Consider the following 19,396-nt stretch of genomic DNA (forward strand, 5'->3'; position numbering starts at 1 on the left):
GAAGCTGAAGTTCTACCATTGAACTACATCCGCGCAGCTAAATCACTGCGATCCAGCCGGTCTGACGTGGCTAGAGTAACCGAGATTTGCACTTTATTCGTCTTTTTGGTTTTGAACACCAGCCAGCTGAACGAGATTGAGTCTACCCGTTGGCCGCTGAGCATAATGTCGGTGGGCTGGACGTAAGATCGTCAGCGCGCGGGCCGGCGTGCTCCTCGTCGTCATCCGATCATCACTTGGAGCTCTCAATGGCATTCCCGAAACCGATTCGCTACGACGTCGACAACTGGCTAGTGATACGCACGGACCCGGTCTTGCCGAAGGCGGCTATACAGCGCTTGCGTGACCGCAGCGGGGTCGAGAAGTACCTGCTGATCAAGTGGGATCTCGACCCGAAGAAGCGTGCACTGATGGGCGTGTACGAGTCGCTCGATAAAGCCAACGAAATGGTTCTTTTCGACAACCCGCAGGGCGGCCCGTCTGGGCCACCGAACGGGCGGTGACGAACCAGAATGCTCACTGCCGCGTAAAGCTGGCCATTTCACCGATGCCTATTGCCCTGTGGGCAAGGCGCTGACGTCCAGGCTCTCAATCGAGTAGCTATTGAGTGCCGCTGCCAGATTGTCATACCTGGCCCTGTGGGCCACGACGCGAATCTTCTCGAGCTGGGGTCGGGGGTGATAACCGTAGCCGGCGTACAACTTCGCGCCTCCGCCGAGATCGTTGGCCCACATGATCTCGGTGAGGTCCGGGAACATCTCACGCGCGACGGGCTCTCGACCGTCCCCAACAGCAGTGTTCAGGCAATAGCGAAATGCACCCAGCGCAATGTCAGCCGCAGAACTGAGGTTGGAAGCGTTGTCGTTTGTCATGCCAAAGAGCATTATGCGATTGTCAACGCGGACGTGGCGGTTGGACATTTTGAGGCCATGCTGGAAGAGGTACTCCAGGTGATCGAATCGGTCGTTGTCTCGATCCATCAACATGATTCCGTGTGTGTTCTCGCTCGCAAGCAACCGACTATAGGCGCCAGTGACGGTGTTGAGCGCCCAGTTCATTCGCTCGTCGTACGACTGGTTACGGCAGAGGTCATGCAGAACCACCGAGACGATCATTCGGACACCGATGTCCTTTAGCGCGGAGACCACTAGCTTCTTCGCATCACGATGAGTCGCCGGCGAGATGTAGTCCGGCCTCTCATTGGTGTTGAACTTAAGGCTGTCGCCGGCGAGGTAGCCGGCTTCTCTGCGGACACGCACAATGGCGTCGTTCACGGGTCCAATTTGCTCTGGGGTGTAAACGAGGCCTCCGACGATGAAGAAATGGTTCTCGACGTAGTTCCGGTTGGTCTCATCGACTAAGAAGGTGTGCACGTTACCCATAGTGGCCGAGCGAGCACACCGCGGATGAGCTTTCGGCCTCTCATGCCCCTCCTGGACCCATAAGTGGGGGTTACGGGTTCAAGTCCCGTGGCCGGCCCTCACGCCCCTACTCCCGACTGGGAAGTAGGGGTTTTCTCTTCTCGCCAGTTGGACCCGGACCAGGCTAACCCAGCGGAAACCCAGCGTTTTGCCGTCAATGCCTGCTCGAGGCTAGGTGCGCCGCACGCGGATCAGGCGCTCGATCTCGTCCACCGAGGGTCCGCCTGCGTAGTGCGCGGCTTCCGCCTGCGCGCGTGGGGTCAGCTTGCGTGATTCACGCATGCCCGCCCAGAATATGCGGCGCGCATCCTCGACGCATGCCTCCCGCATCGAGGGAGATGCGGCGGGTGTCAGCGGGGATCGTCTCAAGGATCCCCCACCCATATCCTTCACGACGTCGCTAGCTCTCTCGCAGGGACGAGGTATTTCTCGCGTCGTTCCGTAATGAGCACCATCAACTCCTCATAGGTGGGGCCGCCAGGCCGTGCGGCCCGTCGTACCGCCTCCTCGAGTGGATACGTGTAGAGGATCTTGTAGCAGCGTGCAAGGTGTACGGCAGCCGCTCGAATGCACTCCTCGCGGGTCCGCAAAGCAGGAGCAGGGGTCAACGGTCGAATTGAGGTATCCACACGCAGACCATACTGCGGGTACGCTCCCCGCATGGATGACCTCGGGACGATCGATGCTCCGCGATGCCCTGCCTGCCTGACCACTTGCAACGCAGCCGGAACGACGTCACACCCGTACTGGGTGTGCCCGTCGTGCCGTGTCGCGGTGCTTGTGCGGTGAACGAGGAGTGGCTCCGTCGCGGCGAGTCGGGCACTGCCGCCGCTAGACTCCCGATATCAAACAGGGGGAATCATGAAGCTCCGAATCATCGGCATCACCGCAACCGTTCTGATGCTAGCCGGGTGCTCAGCGCCGGCACCCACCGCCACCTCGGCAGTAGAGACAGCGTCGCTCAAACCGAGTCCCTCATCGGCTAGATCAGCGAACCCGACAGCCAAGGCTTCTCCGTTGAGCACGCCGGCAGCGACCGTCCCACCGTGGCCGTCCTCCGTTCCCTCAATAGTGGGCGCACCCGAGAAGGCGGCGCGGCCAATCGAAAGAGAACCGACGTACGAAGATGAAGTATTTCTCGCAGCTCTCGGAACCATCGATCCAGGCCTTACGCATAAGCGATCTCTGAACCGTGCCGCAAATACGTGTCGAGATATCGGGATGGGAAAGGACGACGCGACACTTCTCACGAACATCGAAGCCCGGTTCGAGGGAGGCACAGTGCCGGACCTTTCCGCCGAGCAGGCCGCGGCGGTACTCGATCTGATTAGGACCACCTGCGGCTAGATCCCGCGAACAACGAAAGAGCCCGGCTCGCCTCCCGAAGGAGACGAGCCGGGCTCGATGTGGTGCGGGTGCTGCTACAGGGAATGCTTGGCGGTGCCGACCGCCTGTGCCGCCGCGGTGACCCCCGTGGGCTTCCACAGACCGAAGTACAAGGCGACCGCGACGAGGAATGTGCCGATGCCCTGGATGAGGCCGGTGAACAGGTCGTAGGGGACACCGGCGTTGATAGCGGCGAGCAGCTGCGACAGCAGGCCGGCGAGCAGCGCGAGGAGCGCCAGGTAGATCGCCTTCCGAGCCGAGCTGGTTTCCTTCGTGGTCACCAGCCCCACGAGGATGGGCAGGACGATCGCCACGAGCAGCGAGAGCAGCAGGGGTAGGTTGAACGCGAACGTGATCATGGTGTTACTCCTTCGTGCCGGCGTGGCCGGCGATGGTGGCTTCGAGGTGTTGAGACAGGCGCGCCCGGTCTTCCCGGGCCGCCTTGGTGTGTTCGAGGTCAGCGTCGGCGAGCCGGCCGATGTCGCGCTGCAGCCCGCGCTGGGATGCCTTCACGTCATCGAGGCTGCGAGCCTGCTCGGCCTGCTTTCCCAGGATGGTGTCGAGCGCGTCGGTGAGCGCTTTGTGCCGCTCGTCCGACTCCTCGCGAAGGTTGGTCTTGTGCGAGTTCTGCACCTGCTCCTTGGCGATCGCGGAGTCGGCAGCCGCGGATTTCGAGTCGGTGGCCGCTGACTTTGAGTGACTGACTGCTTGCGTGACGCGGACGCCGAGGAAGCTGAGGAGGCCGACGATGACCAATCCGATGGTGGTGATGAGCGTTGTCACCACCGCGTCGCTCAAAGGATGCTCCGCGGGCGACGATGTTGGAGAGGTAGCATCAGCTACCCCCTTTCGTGACTAGTGCGTGGAGGAGGTCAACCCCCGGCCGGTTCCTGAAAACCAGCCGGGGTGCTTGTTACTTACCGAGTCGTACGCGTTCGCGTCGGTCAGCCTCGTCGGCGGAATACACGGCGATCGCCTGCGGGTCGAGGCCGGACCCCTTGAGGGATGCGACCAGTTCGTCGTAGTCGATGTCGACGCCGCTCTTGGATGCCGCAGCGGCCACAGCGCGCCGTGTGGCTTCGTGCTCGGCGGGTTCGTAACGCAGCAGCTCGCCAGCCGCAACACGCGCAGGCTGGCCGTCCACCTTTGCCAAGGGGTGCACGAGCGGGTGCGACCACACGTCGGCGGGAAGCTTCTCGGCCATCCCGTGAATGCGGTCTTCGTACCACAGGATGCTTCTGATGGAGCCCGCGAGGGTCATCCATCGGGGGGAGCCATCCGGGTTCAGCAGGCCGGTGTCGAATTCTCCGGTGAGAATCTTCACCACGTCGGCGTCAGTTATGGGCATGTCGTCCTCCAAGGGGTTTGCGCCGGATCCGGCGGTAAATGAGCCGAGTGCAGCCGCGATGTACGGCCAAGGGTCTTTGGTGGTTCCGCGCCACGGCGAGTTGCTGGCGTTGGAAACGGTGAGGTGGCAGTGCGCGCCGTCCGACAGGGTTCCGGTGTTGCCGAGCGGCCCGATGGGGTCACCCAGGCCGACGTCTTCGCTAATGCCGAGCGGCGACTGCTCATCGAGGTGCGAGTAGCCGAACCATTCGCCGGCGTCGTAGGTCACGAGCACCCAGCCGAGCGCGGCCTGCCATGTATTGACCACGACGCGTCCGGCCCTGAACGCCGGGATCTGCGTCCCGGCCGCCCATCCGTTGATGTCGTAGCCGCGGTGGCCTGTGGGCCCGTAGTACTTCGAGTTAGGCAGAATGCCGAATGCCCCGCCCCGGTGGGCTGGAGCGTAAAACTCTGCGAGCGTGGGCATGTCTCTCCTTCAATGGGGAACGGGAGCCCCGAAGGACTCCCGTCCGAATGGTTGGGTTCGGCTCGAGCGGCAATCGCTGGTCGGTCTAGCGCGGCCAGAGTTGCAGGGTGGTGCGTGGTGGGGCGGGAGCGTCGTTGGCTGTGAGCAACCAGGCCAGCAACTCCGAGGCAAGCGCGTACCTCGGGCCGGCGAGGGGGGCATTGACGGCGTGCGGCGTCGCAGAGATCAACACCTTGGCCGTCGTTAGGATCCCGCCGATATTCGTGCCCCTATCAACGAGTACGGTCGAGGGTCCGTACTGGTTGGCGGTGACGGTCACTCCGACGGGGTTGCTGATGAAGGCCCCGTAGTCCGCCAGGTACCCAGAAATGGGTAACGGGAGAGCGTCTCCGCCCACCCATTCATCGGGCGTCTGTCCCCAATACCCCATGGATGAGCCAAATCCAGCGGCAGACAGGGACCAGTTTTGCCCGTCGCCCGCGCCGACCCCGCCGTCCAGCATTCCAGAGAGGATCGGCACGTCTAGCTCCAACAGTCCCCTGATGAGTGAGCCGTTCGCCACGGGCATTGAGCCGTCCAGGCGAATGAGACAGATGACATCAAAGCCTGCAAGGGTGGAAGGGGTTGACATTGCGGACTGGTCGAAGGTCGTGACTGCAAAACCCAAGACGATCAGAAGCTCGCGGGTATACATGGGGGCGCTGTGCCCGGTTTCCCACGTGACTAGCGCTGCCGTCGGCATCGCCTACTCCGTTCCCAGGAATACGAAGCTCGCGGTTACAGTGCTCGCGCCCCCCGACAAGTTCTGGATGGAGATGGGGATGGCAGTCGACGGCGTCGCCTCAAGATTGGTGCCGTCCACCGCGGGGGAGAGCGTGGCCGCCAGTACCCCGGCCGTCGAAACATACTCGAGCATGAGGCCGTGGTTGCCGGTGGGGTCGGTGCCGATCGCGCGTGCTGCGTCCGCGGCCTGCTGTGCGACCGTGGCGTATAGGCGGATCCGGCACGGTTTGTCGGTGGAGATGGAGAGCAGGCGGTAGGACTTGGCGAGGGTGATCGCGCCCGTGTCCGTGGCCGAGTTGGCGAGGGAGGGGGTGGTGCGGGTGACCGTGGCACGGGCAGGCGGAGCGGGCGCATCGAGGAGGCCGAGCGGCGCCCAGTCATCCCCGGCCTCGAAGGTCGACGACGAGGGCTGGGAGATCGGCAGCGCCATCCATGAGAACGTCTGGTCGACCGAGTTGGCAATGAAGCTCAAGCCGGGGACTGCGCCAGCGACCGCCTCAACATAGCCCGAAGAGAACGCCTGGTTGCTGCCATTGGTGTCCTGAAAGGGGTCCAAAAGGTCTGCGGGCGCTTCGATAGTGCGGCCGGATGCCCCGTTGCCGAAAACGCCCACCCCCACCAGGCTGCCGACAGCCTCTAGCGACGAGGGGATGGTGTACGTTCCGCCGCTTCCGGTTCCCACGCCGGTGAGGAGCTCGCCGAGAGTTGAACCCGCGGCATACGCGCGCAGTACGGCCGTGTGGAAGTAGTACGACTTGCTAGTGAATACGGTGCCGGTGGACCCGTCGTGGATGCGCGTGTAGATCCCGATGTTGGGCTTGTGGCCCGTCTGGCGGTACAGGGTCGCCCAGCCGGGAACCGTGGCGTCGAGCGAGGCGTCGAGTTCACTCGCGTTGACAACGGCCACAAGGAGGTCCCCGGCGACGGCACCCGAAGGTGCGGCCAGCGGGATGCCATTGGCGTCGATGGACGTGCCAGACGTGAAGCCCCTTGACGTAGGCGGGATGCTGGCGAAGAACGGGATGGCGCGGCGAGCGACCCAAGAGCCGCCGAGGGCGTGGACGACGTCACCCGCCGCGTACCCCGCACCGGCGACCCAGTCGCCCTTGAACGCGACCCCGCCGCCGCCGGTTCCGCCGCCACCGTCGCCGATCTCCGTCCGCACGGTCTTGAACTCCGCAGCGACGCGCGCAAAGCCCGCGTCGATCTGCCCGGACAGGGACATCAGACCAGGCCGGTGTTGAACGTGGCCACGAAGTCAGTCGTGGTGTCGCCGACGGTGAGCACGGTGGCCGCTCCGGCGTTGCTGGTGGCCTGGAGCTTCTCCGCGGCGGTGAGCGTTTGCGCAGAGTCGAAGCGGACCCGGTTACCGAGAGCCGCGTTGGTCGCTGTGACGAAGGACTGGTCGGCGCTGTCGTCCGCCACCATGAGGTCCTGCAGCTCCTTCAGCGTGTCGTAGGCCGCGCCGGCCCCGCCGAGGATCTCGCTCTTGGTGGCAGCGGATGCGGTGGCGATCTGCTCGTCGGTCTTGCTCGAGGAGTAGACCGTTGTGGTGCGCGCAGTGACGTCGTCGATGACGGCGCCAGCCCCAGAGATGGACGCCTTCACCTCGTTGACGGCGGCGACGAGCGAAGACTTGTCGGTGGTCGTGAGGCCGGTGAGAGCGCCGATCTTGGAGTAGACGCCCTTGAACTCCGTCCCGATCCTGGTGGCGAGGTCCTGGATGTTGGTGGCAAGTGACATTATGCGAGTCCGTTCTCGAAGAGGAGGGTGAAAGAGGGGATGTCGTCGTACGCGGGGTGCGGCTCGGGGGCGAGGATGTGGGCGGCCAGCAGCGGCCCATCGGCGGAAGGTGGGTTGGCCACGAGGTAGGCCTCGACGGCGTCGGCGATTTGCTCAGGCTCGGCGGCCGGCAGGTCGAGGTGCTCGAGGACGACGGCGGGGAGTTGGAAGTCGGGCCCGCTGACCTTGACTGTGTAGGGATCCGCCGCCGCCGACCACAACCCCGGGAACTCCGGCGCCTCGGTGAGCTGCTCGCCGCGCACGATCGGCACCGTGACGGGCGGCATCGCCATCGGCCGAGCGATTGTGACTGGCGCCAGCACCACAACCTGCTCGACTACGACAGGGTCAAGAGCCTGCAACTTGCTCACCGCGTCACCTCAGGGCTGACCTTGATCCCGCCCTGCGTGATGCGGATGACCGTTCCGTCGGTGTGGAATATCTCGATGTCGTAGACCGCGCTCTGCCACGCCCACGCGCTTGATACGGCCGGGTCCACCGTCAAGAGAACACCGAGCCCATCGAGCACAATGTTCCCCTCGGCGGAGGTCCATGAGTGCAGCACCCCTGTGGCCATGACCGTCGCGCGCGCCTGCGCTCGGGCATCCCAGCCGTCCAAGTCGAACGCGGTGCCGCCCTCCTCCTGCAGCGGCCAGCGCATCGCCCATGTAGTGCCCTGTGGGATGGTCAGGTTGTCGGTTCTCATCGGTGGCTCCTGGTCTAATTGCATGGTCGTGAGCGGGATGGCGTTTGCGTGGATGCCAACTAGGCAAGGACCTGCGTGACGGACTGGGAATAGGCACCCGCGACGCCCGCGACAGACACGGCACGAACGCGGAATTGCCAGGTGCCGTTGGGTAGCGGCCAGTATTCGAGGACACCTTGGTCGCCGGGGCCGGCCGTCAGCGCGCGCCAGGCGGAGTCGCTGACTATGGGGAGCTGCGCCACGTACAGCACGCTGTTCCGCTCGGCGAACAAGATCCGGTCGCCGACGGCGGAGATGACCGCGACGTCCTGCAGGCTGTTGTAGTACGGGCTTGGGCTGGGGACCGTCACCTTCTCCCACGTCTGGCCGTAGTCGGGCGAGATGTAAAGGTCCGAGCTCTGCGTCATGCCGACGACCACGGCTCCGCTGGCTGTGGTCGACAGCGACGTCAGAGTCGGCCCGCTGCTCGTCGTCCAGGACCCTCCGAAGTCGAAGGAGGTGTGGATGCCGCTCGAGGTGGTGAGAACGATGACCGCGCCGTCCGCGGAGCAGACGATCCTCGAGCTGAACCCGCCGACCGGAGCGCCGGCCATCTCGCTGAACGTCTCGCCCGAGTCCGTGGAGAGCATGAGCTTGCCGTAGTAGTAGTCGACCGCGATGACCCGTGCGCCGTCGGCGGACTCGGTGAAGCATCTCGTGCCCCACGTGCCCAACGCGTTCCCGCTGCCCCCCTGCCGCCAGGTCCGGCCGAAGTCGAGCGACGAGTAGTAGACGCCATCTCCGCCGAATACGGAGATGCGCGACCCGTCGGGCGAGATCACCGGTGGGGCGTCCGGTGCTGCGCCGGGCTGATAGTTGGTTTCCCACGTCACTCCACCGTCGTGCGAGGTGCTGAGGTGCGTTTGGAATCCAGCCCAGTGGGTACCGTTGGCTGAGGTGGTGAGGTAGGACCAGGCTCCGCCGGTCCAGTTCTCGCTGCGCAAACTCCAGGTTGCTCCGCCGTCCTCGGATGCGTAGAGATCGAAGTCGGGGGCCTTCTGGGTGAAAAGCGAGTTGTTGGACAGCCGAACGCCCGTGGTCTCACCGAGCGCGCCGGAGGTCACCGCAGTCCACGACGCGCCGTCATCCGTTGAGGTGTAGTGGACGTGCGTCAGGGTCTCGTAGTCGAATGTGGACGCGACGATCGTGGCCCCGTCGGGCGAGACGACGATGCTCGAGAACGGCAGCGGCGACTCGGGCAGCTCCATCTGCCACGATGCGCCGAAGTCGGTGGAGACATACACGTAGGGGATCTCGGTATGGTTTACGTCTTGGGCGGTGGCCGCGATCACTCGCCCGTCCTGCGACGACTCCATGAGGATACGGCTCCCGAGGGTGTGGGCGAACGCGCTTCCCCAGGTGGCACCGCCGTTGGACGACGAGCGGAAGATGCTCTCGCCGGCGACGGTGAGGCGCATCCCGTCGAGAGAGACGACGGTCCTGAACCAATACCCGCCGGTCGGGTACTTCGGCGTCCCGATGCGCGTCCACGTTGCGCCGCCGTCGAAGCTCTGACGGATGCCTTCGCCGAGCAGGGTGATGGTCTGCCCGTCGGCGGAGATCTTCGCGTCGGTGAACAACCGGCCGCTGATGTCGCCGACCCCGCGCCACGTGGCGCCCGAGTCCTCGGACACGCTGAAGAAGTCTTGCCACTGGTAGCCGGCACCCGAAGTGTCGCTTCCCACCTGGGCTATGACCGAGAAGTCGCCGGAGGCGGCGACGGTTCGGCGGCTGATCGAGCTGCCTACAACGGGCTCGCCCGTGCTCGGCGCGATGCGAGCCTGCAGTTCGTGGCGGTCGATGACGATGTGGCGGCCGTTGGTGTCCTCGGTGACAGGCGGGAACGATGCGGATACCGTCGATCCACCGGCCCCGGTGCTCGACGAAGCGCTGAGGCCGCGCGGCGCTGCGGGCACCTGCCGCACGTCACCCGTGCCCGACCGCTCGAGGCGGTTGAGCCGCGTGTTGGTTCGGCCCTCGTGCGCATAGTTCAGGTTCGGCATCAGGCGTCCTGCACGGTCATGCGCGCTCGCGCTTTAGTCGGGTCGATCTCGTATCCGAGGTAACGCATCTCGTTCCAGCCGTTCTGAATCACCTTGTGATCCCGTGAGTAGATACGGAAAAGAGAACCGAACCGAATTTTCTCGATGCCGGGCCCGTAGTCGAGCGGGAGATCGAACTCCCACTGACGGATCGGCTTGCGCAGAGTTGCCAGGTTCTCGTCGGACAGCGCCTGCAGATTCACCGGGTCGTCGATTTCCTTGAATGCTTCCGCCAGCTCGAGCGCGACACCGGTCGGCTCGGCACGCGACGTGGTGACCATCATGGTCTGGCCGGCACCCTTGCCTACGGAGTAGATGACGTTCGCCCTGCGCTGTGAGTTGCGGCGAACACGGAGTTTCCCGATCGGGCACTTCGGCTGGGTGAGGTTGAAATCGAACGTCCCGCCGGCCAGCTTCCCCGAGCGCAGAAGCAGCTCGTGGTCGCCGACCGAATTCACGCGCGGCTCGAGGTCGATCTCCAGACCGAGTGCCTGCAGCCGCCGGAACTGTTCGTTCACAAACGGGAAGTCGTGATCCCAGAACTCGAAGTTCCACGGGCCCGGAGTGTTCAGTGAGGACAGCAGGTCGATGGTGATCTTGCCCTCTTCGATGAACACAGGGAAGTCGTAGTTCGCGGTCGGCCCCTCTGTGGCCGCCCACGACAACCACGGCGGGATCGAGGCCAGCGAATAGCCGTTGAGAATGAGACTGTTCGCCGACGGCTGGTCTCCGGAGTAGCCGTTCGATCCGAGCGTGGTCCGACTGCCGTAGATGGCACGAGAGTCTTGATGCCCCAGGACGAGCATGCCGGACTCGTCGTCCCAGTCGTAGTCCTGAATGACTCCGCTGTAGATGTCGACACCGTTCAGAGCGATGACGATGGACCGGGACCAGTCCTCCGTCAACTGCTCGAGCTCGGCGGCGGTGAACGGTGACGCGTCGACCGGGATGGTCGTCTGGTTTCCGGCCGTCTCGTTCACCGCCTTGCTGAAGGGTGCCGGCACCGGGAAGATCTTCGCCTGCGGGACACCCGACATGGTGTCGGTGATCGTATAGGTGAAGTCGATCATCACAGCCACCTATCATCGAGCGTCGTCGTCACCGTGCCCGATCCCGCCGCGGCCGTGAGCACCCCTGAAAGAGACTCGCCCTTGGCCACGCCCCAGGTATCCATGAACGGCGTCTTGCCGAACACGATTACGCCGGCACGCCGGAGGTAGTTCTCGGACATATCGATGGTGTGCGGGTTGCCCAGCGTTACCGGCAGGGTGGACTGGTACTTGAGCCCACCCGGGCCGGCGAGGGTGTAGCCGTCGGGGAAATCGCCGTCGACCACGTACACCGGGTACGAGATCTCGTTGCCGTCGTGGGCGATGTTGAACTGCTCACCCTGCGCCACGGCCGCGAAGGTGTGGGTGGCACCGTAGAGCACCGGTTCGTCGAACTGAAGCTCGATGTCCCAGTTGGCTCGAATGCCGCCGACGGTCTTCACGAAGGACACCTTGTCCGACACGTAGCCCATGCCCCAGACCGTCTTCCCAGGCAGTTCGAAGTCGACCCGGAACGACTCTCGCTCGGACTGCAGGGAGGTCAGGTCGAGCGAGCGATCCGCCTGTGCCTCCGCTGATGCGGTGACGCACCACCCGCCGAACGGGACGAGTCGGGCAGCCAGCTTGGACTTGCCCGGGAAGTTGCCGTCGCCGTTTCGAGCGACCTGCGGACGGCGCACGTCGACGCCGTCCAACACCCCGCGCAGTCCACCCTTCCGGATGAAGAACCCGTTGGCCCCGGCGCCTAGCACCAAGTTCCTGCTGTCGATCCTTACGCGGGCGTCACTCATCGTTCACCCCATTCCTTCCTGATTTGTCGACTCTCGACCTTGGAAGCGGCAAGCTCCGGGTCGTTCGTGCTGATGTGCCACGTATCACCGCCGCGGGTGCTCGTCGCGATCTGGCGCCCGGCAGTGATGTCGCCGTCGCCCATCGCGGTGACGCCCATCTGGCGCATGGTTTCGAGGAGGATCGCGTACGAGCGGGCGGACCCGTCGAGGGGGATGAACGACTCGGGGACGTCGCCGCGATCTCCGACAACGCGCCACGTCGACGGCGGCACAACCTGGGCGGTGTGCGACATGGGGGTGAGTCCGTGAAGGCCACCCTGCGCCATGAACTCGACGACACCCCCGTCGGCCTTCTTCAAGATGCCAGCCCCGGCACCGGAGCCGTTGAGCGCAGTCTGAAGGATCAACCGCCGGCTGGCGTTGTTCGCCATAAAGAGGTCGAGATCGATCTGGGCCTGGTCCGTGTCAGCGGAAATCACCACCGAGCCGTTAGGCAGGGTCGTGATGCGGTCCGCGAGGCTCTGCACCTTTAGCTGCTGGTCCGTCGCGTTCGACCCGAACTCCGTGACCGCCGAAGCCGGCGTCCTCAGGACCGTGTTAATGAGTGTCTGCGCCTGCTCCTCGGTGAGACCCATCTGCGTGAGCTGACCGACGAGCGCTTCGGTCGCACTGTCGTACCGGTCGGCGAGTTCCTCCTGACCTTCACCGGCGGTCGCCGCCGCGGCAACCTGATCAGACAGCGCAGCAACCGCGTTGCGCACCTGCCCCTCAAGCACCTTGCCCGAGTCGGATGCCCGTATGTTGGAGACGTCGACGCTCTCGAGCGAGAGCGCCGCGCCTTCGGCGTCAACACCGACCTGGCCAAGCGACTCGGCGAGCCGCATCGACGTGTCGTTGAGGAACCCCATCGCGACTACACCATCGCCGAACTCGTTGAACTTATCGCGGGCCCCCTCGAGCTTCGGAATGAGGTTGTCGCGCATGGAATCCGCTGCCTCTGCCGTGACCTCATCGAACCCCACCATGCTCTCGATCATCGAATCAAGCCCCGTGAGGTCGGCGTCCCCCGGAAGCCACTCGATCAGGTCCCTGATGCCCTTGACGGTTTCACGCAGCGCACCTGACACGAACTCGCCCAGGGCCTCCGTGCCGACCGCCGTCGACTCGACCATGGAGACACCGAAATCGATGGCCCCGTTCGCGAGGTCCATCATGAACTGCAGCATCGGCCCGCGGTTCGCCGAGATCCACTCGGCAGCGTCCCCCAGCGGTTCGGAAAACGCTGCCGCGAGGGCACCCTTCATACCGTCGGTAGCGACCTCGATATTTCGCTGCGCCTGCTCGAGCTTGGTGGCGTCGTTGCTGGAGAGGGTGTCGAACATTTGCTTCGCGGCGCCCTGCACCCCGTTGAGCTGGGCGACGGCGGTGGACATGTCGAGCTTGGAGAGGTCGAGCTGCAGGTCCTCGAACTGCGTTCCGAGGATGCCGACGGCCACGCGGTTGCGCTCGGTGGGGTCCTCGATCGCGTTGAGGGCGTCGTACACGGAGGCGAGGCCCGCGGCGGCGGCGGGTCCACCCTCGGCGAACGCTTTTGCAAGGACGTCGGGAACAAGGCGCGCCTGCACCAGAAAGCCGGCGGTCGCGTCGTCCCCCTCGCGCACCTTGATACCGAGCTCACGGATGGAGTCGGCAAAGAAGTCCGCGTTCGGCGCGCCGGCCTCGAGGCCCTGGTTGAGCAGCCCTAGAGCTTGGTCCCCAGAGAGGCCCAGCGCGGAGAACGTCGATGCATACTCTCCGAGGGTGTCGAGCAGGTCATCGGCCAGGTTCACGCCCTCACGGGCGCCGGCCGCGATGATGTCGAACGCGGCGTCCGCGGAGGGCACCAGCCCGGCATTGAGCATCTTCGTGACCGCCGCGGCGATCGGCTGCACATCCTCGTCGAGCACGTCGGCGATACCGGATAGCCCTTCGATGACGCGCTGCGCGCCCTTGGTCGCGGTGTTGGCGTCGATGAGGTCGAATTGCAGCGCAAGCCTGGTGGTGTCCATGTTCGCTTCGATTGATTCGCCGAACACGTTCGCGTACGCCGCACCGGCGGCGCGGCCGAGACGCAGCGCGTCGGCCTCGCTGATCCCTGTGAGACCCTGCAGGCGGTCGTTATCGACCTCGACCTGCAGCCCGTCGTTGAACGCGTCTAGGAGGGCCGTGGCGGCGGTCTCGCCGATCTTGACCACAGCGCCGACGATCGGGATTGTGGCCAGTCCGGCGATGATCCCACCGGCCAAAGCTGCGCCGCTGCGCTTGCCGCCGTCCGTGCCCGCCTGCTCCGCCTTGTCGGCGACCCCATCGAGTTCCTGCTCAGCGCGGATCGTGGACGCATCGACCTCGATCATCGTTCGGGCAGACTGCAACCCCTGGAGGTTCCGCTCTACCCGCTGGAGGTTCGCCTCGGCACGGCGCACATCGGCGGTGACGTCGAGCCCACCCAGGGCGCGCACCTTCAGGTCTTCTAGACGCTGCTTCGCCCTGTCAAGGTTTGTCTCGGCCCGAGTAACGTCTGCGTCAAGCTTGAGCGCGGTGTCCTGAGACACTAGCTGCCGGGCCGCTTCCTCCACCCGGGCCATGCTCGCGAGGGCGGGAGCTGCGTCGACGTCGATCTGCAGCTCACCCTTTGTCGCTCGGGCAAGGTCGCGTGCAGCGTCCGCAGCGACACCATACGACCGGACCAGTACCGACTCGATCTCGTCAGCTGTTTTGCTGCTCGCTCGGCCGGATTCGAGGAAGTCACGGACGAGACCGCGCGACATGCCCTTAGACGACTGAGCGGCGTTCTCGAACGCCGACTCAAATGCGTTCTCCACACGGGTCGCGCTGGCAACCACGCCGCTCGTGTCCGCGGTCACCGTCTGCGTGATTGGGGTGGACTCGATCTTCCGACCGATCGTCTGGACGTTCTTATCGGCCTGGTCCACCTGGTTCATGTCCGCAGTGAAAAGCACTTCGAGTTCTGCTGCCCTGAGCGCACCCATGGTTCACCTCCTGGTGAGCACCGCACGCAAGCGTGTGGGGCTGTCGATCAGACTGAATATCACAGCCCGCACACCGGGCCATGGACGTGCAAGAACAGCGGGGTCGTACAGGTCGATGCCACGCTCAGCGAGCTCAGCGACGACCAGCCGCCAGTTGGTGACGAGAGCCAGGAGCGACCCGTCGACGTCAGCCGAGGGCGTCTTGGCCGGCAGCGAGTCGGGGGCTTCTGGTTTCAGGTGTTGGGGCACCGGCCGATAGTCCGCATACCATCCGTCAGCATCAGATTCTCCGATGCCGTACGGTGCCCAATCCTCGGCGGTGTTCAGCCTTTTGGGGCCGCATCACCTGCGATACCCGGGCTGAGGTCACGCGGTAGCCACATCATCTTCGCGAGGGTGTCCGCGTACTCTTTGCCGCGGGCCCAGTAGAAGACCGCGTAGTAAGCCATGCGGTCAATGTTCACGGCAGGGAGGCCGTCGGCCACCATCGCCGCGTGCGCCTCGCCGAGGGCGGGCTGCTCGTCGCCGATGCTGTCAAGGATCGCCTGCACCTCAGGCGGCACTTCACCCTCGACGAGACCGAGGTGCACTTCGCCCATCACCGCGGCCGCGAGGATCATCTTCGCGGCCTCGACCGTGGGAGGACGCACCGTGTAGGTGTGCCCTCCCAGCTTGAGCTCGAGGTCAGACGCCACCCACTCTCCGAAGTCGATAGCGCTCATCGGGCTAGACGATCCGGGTGTACGCGAGGACCGGCGACGTACCAACCGGGGTGACCACGGTCACGTTGACCGAACCGGCCGCACCGTCCGGGATGGTCGCGACAACGGTCGTCGCGGACACCACCGTGAACGCGGTTGCTGAGGTCGCCCCGAACTTGACATCGGTCGCACCGAGGAGGCCGGTACCGGTGATGATGACCTGCTTGGTTGCACCCTGGCCGGGAGGCGTGACCGCGCTGAGATTCGGCGCGGGGTTTTCGCTCCACCCGGTGAACGGGTTGGCGATCTTCTCGTACTCTCCCTTACCGGTGAGGGTGATTCCGAGCGACTCGATCTCACCGCCGGGTCCGGTGTTCTGGCGGGCGGGCGCGACGGTGAAGAATCCGTGCCCAGCATCCGTGGGGTTCGGAACTCCGACGGCAGGCTTGTGGTACCAGCGCGCGTCGACGACTGCGCTTTCGCCCGTTGCTCCCGGGCCGGTGGCGCTGAGAAGCTTCTCGACCTCGGACAGGTAAAGCCCGGTCGTGAGCGCACGGTTCACCTGGACGTTGAACGCGAGGTTCATGCCCCAGCCGGTGACGTCGCTGTTCGGCGAACCGAGGTCATCGTAGGTCTGCGCGTCCTGAGTGGTCGGTGTTGGCGTCGGCTGGAAGCCGCTGATGCGGCGGACCGGCTGCCAGATCGGCGCGGCTTCGGTGCCGAGGTTGATGTCGAGGCCGTACTCGAAGCTCTTGCCGAGCGTCGTACCGGCGGGAAGGGGGACTTTACTGCTCATGTGAGAGCCTCCAAATTGTCGAGAATGATGAGGTAGTTCTCCGTGCGCATTTCGCGACGGTTGTCGTCGGCACCGGCTGGCGCCATGGATTTGCGACTGATACTGCTGATCCCTCCCACACGGGAAAGTCCATGGAGGGCCCCGAGCGACGGGGCGGCGAGAGCGTCGGCACCATCAGGCCGGCCTTGCCCGCCACGCAGCCGAAGCTGCACGCGGCGCCAGCCGAGGTCCTGCTCGTCGGTGGTGCCGTACACGCGCACGCCGGCGGCCTTGTCAGGCTCGGTGCCGATCGAGCCGTAGTAGACCACCACCGAGTCGGGAGCGTAGACGTGCGGCTCGTCGCCGGGGAGGTCGAGGTCCGAGTCGTGCCAGTCCCACCCGGGGATCTCACCGAGGATGGAGCAGATCAGCTTGGTGAGGGTGACGTCATCCAAAGGTGCCCCGCACCTCTGTCGCGATGATCGCGCCCGTGTCGATCTCTTCGGCCGCAGCCTCGAGGAACTTCGCCTGCTCGCCCGGCTTGTGCTGGTAGTCGAGGTCTTCATGCTGGATGCGGGAGATGTACGACTTGAACCCGACCTGCAGGGTGAGGTCGTCGACCACGGAGAAACCCGACTTGTCGGAGTCGCCGTCGTTGGTGGGGCTCAGCTCGCGGGCCCGCCTCAGGATCTGGCGGCCCGCCTTCTTCAGCCCCGCCTGCGCGGCCTTCTCCAACTCCGAAGCAACAGACAGATGCATTTTCATGGCAGCCTCCTACTTCAGGGACAGGACAAGGAACGAGTCGAGATCGTCGAGGCCGTTCTCGTTAGTGCCGACCGCGAGCACTTCCGCCTCGCGCTGCCGACTGGCGCCGGGCCACACGGTGACGAGCGAACCGACCGGGACATGCTCACCAATCGGCACAGTCACCGATGACGAGGAAACGACCTCGCGGCCGTCAGCGGTGCGAACGAGTCGCTGCTCGTCCTTCACCTCCGCTTTCACGGTGCGGGCCACGGCATAGCCGGTACCCATGCCGCCGGCGGGACGCGCGTTCCGGATGCTCACCGTGTGCGGATACCAGAACGGGTCATCCCAGCTCACGAGTAACTGCCCTCCGGCCACTGGCGATCGAGCGGCCGCGCCTCGGGGAAGCTCCCGACCGGGAGCCCGCTGGGCGCCGCAGCGCACAGCGAGCGAAGCCCGAGGATGTCATCGGGGCTGAACGCCCCGGCGACGTCGTTGTAGCTGATCGACGTCCCGTTCCTGCTGCGCGACTTCACCCGGCGCGCGCCAGGAGCGGGCACCTCGGCTATGACGCCCTTGAGGATCGCGATCGCATCGAGCCGACGGTCGTCGTCCTCGGGGATGGAATTGAGGCAGGGGGCGATGGAGCGCGCGCGCACCAGGATGCGTCGCGCGAGATCCTCGTCAGAACTAATTTCGGCCGGCTTGATCACTCCATCGCCCCCTTCTCGTTACTTGACTGCCGGCTTGGCGCCGGACTTGGCCGCCGGCGCGGGAGCGCTGACCGCAGGCACAACGGGCTCGGCCGGGACGACGGGCTCGGCCGGGACGACGGGCTCGGCCGGGACGACGGGGTCGGGCTCGACCTCGAGCTCAACCGGAGCGATGAGTCCCCGCGCAGTCAGACGCTCGAGCTGCTCGGAGTCGACGCCCTCAGGAACGAGGTCTCCGCGCTGCACGAAACGTGCAACACGGTTACCGCCGTTCCCGCCCAGCGAGACCTTGGCGAACGCCGCCGTCACGATGTGAAGCGCGGCGGTCACGGGCGCGTTCCGGTCAGGTAGAACGCGGCGAGCGGGTTGGTCACGATCGGGACGTGTGCGTTGCGGCCCTGAACGTGAGTCTTCTCACGCTTGGCGTCACGCTCGGTCATGACCTCGACGCCGGTGTCGTTGCCGACAGGCCGGTACTCGGGGGAGGGGATGTTCTCCCGGGCGATGCCACCGAGCCGGCGGCGGTCCACGAACAGCGGGTCGGTGAGGTCGTCGCCGTCGTCCGAGATCCAGGTGATGCCGGCGATCGTCGGGAACGCACCAGAGCGGGCGGTGTCGTCGTTGCTCGGCAGGATGTCGAGCAGCTCCGGGATGACCTCGGCGTACTGGGTGCCGGGCAGCACAACGGTGTCGATGTTGTAGCCCAGCTTCTGCGCACGAACGGCCGCCTGAACGCCCAGGGCGTCCTTGAAGATCTGCTTGCCGGTCGTCCACGTGCCACCCGCGACGCGAGTGTTCGAGATCGAGGAACGGATGACGCCGAGCGCCATGTCGTTCGCCGAGAAAACGAGTTCCGTCTGCAGGAACGCGAGTGCGTCGTCGACGGGCTGACGCTGGAGGCGACCGATCTGCTCGTCGGTGACCTCAGTCGCGAGGCCCTCCTTCTGAGCGGCGTAGAACTCGTACTCTTCCTGCGAAAGAGTGGTGAGCTTGTACTCGCCGCCAGGTGCGACCACCTCGGCCCCACGGTCGGTGCGGATGACCTCGTTGACGGGGATCGCGATCGCGCCGCCCTGGATAATGTAACGCCCGGCGAGGAGGTAGTTACCGATGAACTGCTGCGCGGAGAGGATCTCGCCCAGACGACGCGCGACCAGGGTCGGCGACTTCAAGAACGCAATCAGGTCCGCGGGGGTGGCTGTCGACAGCTGCGACGCCGTGTACGGGTAGATGTTCATGTGCGGTAGCTCCTTTCTTAGAGCTGGATGGCCTTGACGGGGGCACCGTCAACGGCGGAGGACAGGGCGAGGAAGATCGGGGCGCCGGCGGCGAGCGTGCGGACGCTTCCGGCAGCAGCGGCCTCGAGCTTCTGGCCGCGGGCGATCGCGCCGGCTGCCTTCAGCTCGTGGATGGGCTTGCCGACCTCGACGGTGAGTTTGTCGCCGACCGCAGCGTCGTGGCCGGCAACGCCGACCACCTTCGCGGAAGCAGCGGCAGCGGGGGCGACGGAGAAGTCGACGCTGCCGACCTCGACGACCTGGCCCGCGGTGACGGCCGTGGTCACCCCGAAGGTGACGGTCTGACCGGGGCGGAACAGGGGCAGGTAGCTCTTAGCCATT

The 19,396-nt window shown here is 65.2% G+C and carries 25 protein-coding genes; 2 read left to right on the forward strand and 23 right to left on the reverse strand.

The window, feature by feature from the left end; translation table 11 throughout:
• Together E3O57_RS18960 and E3O57_RS07910 are read left to right on the forward strand one after the other, a co-directional pair.
• On the forward strand, positions 1-186 hold a 186-nt coding region (locus E3O57_RS18960), incomplete at its 5' end, for a hypothetical protein (protein WP_206750288.1).
• A gap of 62 nt (positions 187-248) precedes the next feature.
• A complete protein-coding gene (locus E3O57_RS07910; protein ID WP_103479989.1) occupies positions 249-503 on the forward strand; it encodes a hypothetical protein in 255 nt (84 codons plus the stop codon).
• Positions 504-551: 48 nt separating this feature from the next.
• Here the strand turns inward: E3O57_RS07910 and E3O57_RS07915 are convergent, their stop codons facing one another.
• The 23 genes from E3O57_RS07915 to E3O57_RS08025 all read right to left on the reverse strand — a co-directional run bounded on the left by E3O57_RS07915 (position 552) and on the right by E3O57_RS08025 (position 19,395).
• The gene (locus E3O57_RS07915) at positions 552-1,373 is read right to left on the reverse strand and encodes a hypothetical protein (protein WP_133159845.1); all 822 of its coding nucleotides are present in this window, start codon (positions 1,371-1,373) and stop codon (positions 552-554) included.
• A 1,469-nt stretch (positions 1,374-2,842) separates the two neighbouring features.
• The gene (locus E3O57_RS07920; protein WP_103479986.1) at positions 2,843-3,166 is read right to left on the reverse strand and encodes a hypothetical protein; all 324 of its coding nucleotides are present in this window, start codon (positions 3,164-3,166) and stop codon (positions 2,843-2,845) included.
• Between the two features lie 4 nt (positions 3,167-3,170).
• Positions 3,171-3,605 carry a hypothetical protein gene (locus tag E3O57_RS07925; RefSeq protein WP_103479985.1) on the reverse strand — a complete coding sequence of 145 codons (435 nt, stop codon included), beginning with the start codon at positions 3,603-3,605 and terminating at the stop codon, positions 3,171-3,173.
• A 115-nt stretch (positions 3,606-3,720) separates the two neighbouring features.
• Entirely contained in the window at positions 3,721-4,620 is a 900-nt protein-coding gene (locus E3O57_RS07930; protein ID WP_103479984.1) for a M23 family metallopeptidase, read from the reverse strand.
• An 85-nt stretch (positions 4,621-4,705) separates the two neighbouring features.
• On the reverse strand, positions 4,706-5,314 hold the full coding sequence (locus E3O57_RS07935) for a hypothetical protein (protein WP_133159844.1): 609 nt from the start codon (positions 5,312-5,314) through the stop codon (positions 4,706-4,708).
• A gap of 51 nt (positions 5,315-5,365) precedes the next feature.
• A complete protein-coding gene (locus E3O57_RS07940) occupies positions 5,366-6,628 on the reverse strand; it encodes a hypothetical protein (RefSeq protein ID WP_103479982.1) in 1,263 nt (420 codons plus the stop codon).
• Positions 6,628-7,146, reverse strand: a complete 519-nt coding sequence (locus tag E3O57_RS07945; RefSeq protein ID WP_103479981.1) for a hypothetical protein — start codon at positions 7,144-7,146, stop codon at positions 6,628-6,630. The genes E3O57_RS07940 and E3O57_RS07945 overlap by 1 nt, the downstream gene beginning before the upstream one ends.
• On the reverse strand, positions 7,146-7,556 hold the full coding sequence (locus E3O57_RS07950) for a hypothetical protein (protein WP_133159843.1): 411 nt from the start codon (positions 7,554-7,556) through the stop codon (positions 7,146-7,148). The genes E3O57_RS07945 and E3O57_RS07950 overlap by 1 nt, the downstream gene beginning before the upstream one ends.
• On the reverse strand, positions 7,553-7,891 hold the full coding sequence (locus E3O57_RS07955; RefSeq protein WP_103479979.1) for a hypothetical protein: 339 nt from the start codon (positions 7,889-7,891) through the stop codon (positions 7,553-7,555). Before E3O57_RS07955 ends, E3O57_RS07950 begins: the two co-directional genes overlap by 4 nt.
• Before the next feature lie 59 nt (positions 7,892-7,950).
• On the reverse strand, positions 7,951-9,933 hold the full coding sequence (locus E3O57_RS07960; protein WP_103479978.1) for a sialidase family protein: 1,983 nt from the start codon (positions 9,931-9,933) through the stop codon (positions 7,951-7,953).
• Positions 9,933-11,042 carry a hypothetical protein gene (locus tag E3O57_RS07965; RefSeq protein ID WP_103479977.1) on the reverse strand — a complete coding sequence of 370 codons (1,110 nt, stop codon included), beginning with the start codon at positions 11,040-11,042 and terminating at the stop codon, positions 9,933-9,935. The genes E3O57_RS07960 and E3O57_RS07965 overlap by 1 nt, the downstream gene beginning before the upstream one ends.
• Positions 11,042-11,812, reverse strand: coding sequence for a hypothetical protein (locus E3O57_RS07970; RefSeq protein WP_103479976.1), 771 nt, complete (start codon positions 11,810-11,812; stop codon positions 11,042-11,044). The genes E3O57_RS07965 and E3O57_RS07970 overlap by 1 nt, the downstream gene beginning before the upstream one ends.
• Positions 11,809-14,841 (reverse strand): phage tail tape measure protein, encoded by a 3,033-nt coding sequence (locus tag E3O57_RS07975; RefSeq protein WP_103479975.1) that lies wholly within the window; start codon positions 14,839-14,841, stop codon positions 11,809-11,811. The genes E3O57_RS07970 and E3O57_RS07975 overlap by 4 nt, the downstream gene beginning before the upstream one ends.
• Positions 14,842-14,844: 3 nt before the next feature.
• Positions 14,845-15,090: a hypothetical protein gene (locus tag E3O57_RS07980; RefSeq protein WP_103479974.1), complete on the reverse strand. Its 246-nt coding sequence runs from the start codon at positions 15,088-15,090 to the stop codon at positions 14,845-14,847.
• Positions 15,091-15,164: 74 nt separating this feature from the next.
• Positions 15,165-15,563, reverse strand: coding sequence for a hypothetical protein (locus tag E3O57_RS07985; RefSeq protein ID WP_103479973.1), 399 nt, complete (start codon positions 15,561-15,563; stop codon positions 15,165-15,167).
• Positions 15,564-15,567: 4 nt separating this feature from the next.
• Positions 15,568-16,338, reverse strand: a complete 771-nt coding sequence (locus E3O57_RS07990; RefSeq protein ID WP_198416818.1) for a phage tail tube protein — start codon at positions 16,336-16,338, stop codon at positions 15,568-15,570.
• Positions 16,335-16,772 (reverse strand): minor capsid protein, encoded by a 438-nt coding sequence (locus tag E3O57_RS07995; RefSeq protein WP_103479972.1) that lies wholly within the window; start codon positions 16,770-16,772, stop codon positions 16,335-16,337. The genes E3O57_RS07990 and E3O57_RS07995 overlap by 4 nt, the downstream gene beginning before the upstream one ends.
• A complete protein-coding gene (locus E3O57_RS08000) occupies positions 16,765-17,082 on the reverse strand; it encodes a hypothetical protein (RefSeq protein WP_103479971.1) in 318 nt (105 codons plus the stop codon). The genes E3O57_RS07995 and E3O57_RS08000 overlap by 8 nt, the downstream gene beginning before the upstream one ends.
• A gap of 9 nt (positions 17,083-17,091) precedes the next feature.
• The gene (locus tag E3O57_RS08005; protein ID WP_103479970.1) at positions 17,092-17,421 is read right to left on the reverse strand and encodes a hypothetical protein; all 330 of its coding nucleotides are present in this window, start codon (positions 17,419-17,421) and stop codon (positions 17,092-17,094) included.
• Positions 17,418-17,777 carry a hypothetical protein gene (locus tag E3O57_RS08010; RefSeq protein ID WP_103479969.1) on the reverse strand — a complete coding sequence of 120 codons (360 nt, stop codon included), beginning with the start codon at positions 17,775-17,777 and terminating at the stop codon, positions 17,418-17,420. The genes E3O57_RS08005 and E3O57_RS08010 overlap by 4 nt, the downstream gene beginning before the upstream one ends.
• Before the next feature lie 18 nt (positions 17,778-17,795).
• Entirely contained in the window at positions 17,796-18,107 is a 312-nt protein-coding gene (locus tag E3O57_RS18675) for a hypothetical protein (protein ID WP_165787998.1), read from the reverse strand.
• Positions 18,104-19,015, reverse strand: a complete 912-nt coding sequence (locus E3O57_RS08020) for a hypothetical protein (RefSeq protein WP_103479967.1) — start codon at positions 19,013-19,015, stop codon at positions 18,104-18,106. Before E3O57_RS08020 ends, E3O57_RS18675 begins: the two co-directional genes overlap by 4 nt.
• Positions 19,016-19,032: 17 nt before the next feature.
• Positions 19,033-19,395 (reverse strand): capsid cement protein, encoded by a 363-nt coding sequence (locus E3O57_RS08025; protein WP_103479966.1) that lies wholly within the window; start codon positions 19,393-19,395, stop codon positions 19,033-19,035.
• Between the last annotated feature and the right edge of the window lies 1 nt (position 19,396).

The sequence above is a fragment of the Cryobacterium sp. TMN-39-2 genome (genome assembly GCF_004402745.1).
GTDB lineage: Bacteria > Actinomycetota > Actinomycetes > Actinomycetales > Microbacteriaceae > Cryobacterium > Cryobacterium zongtaii.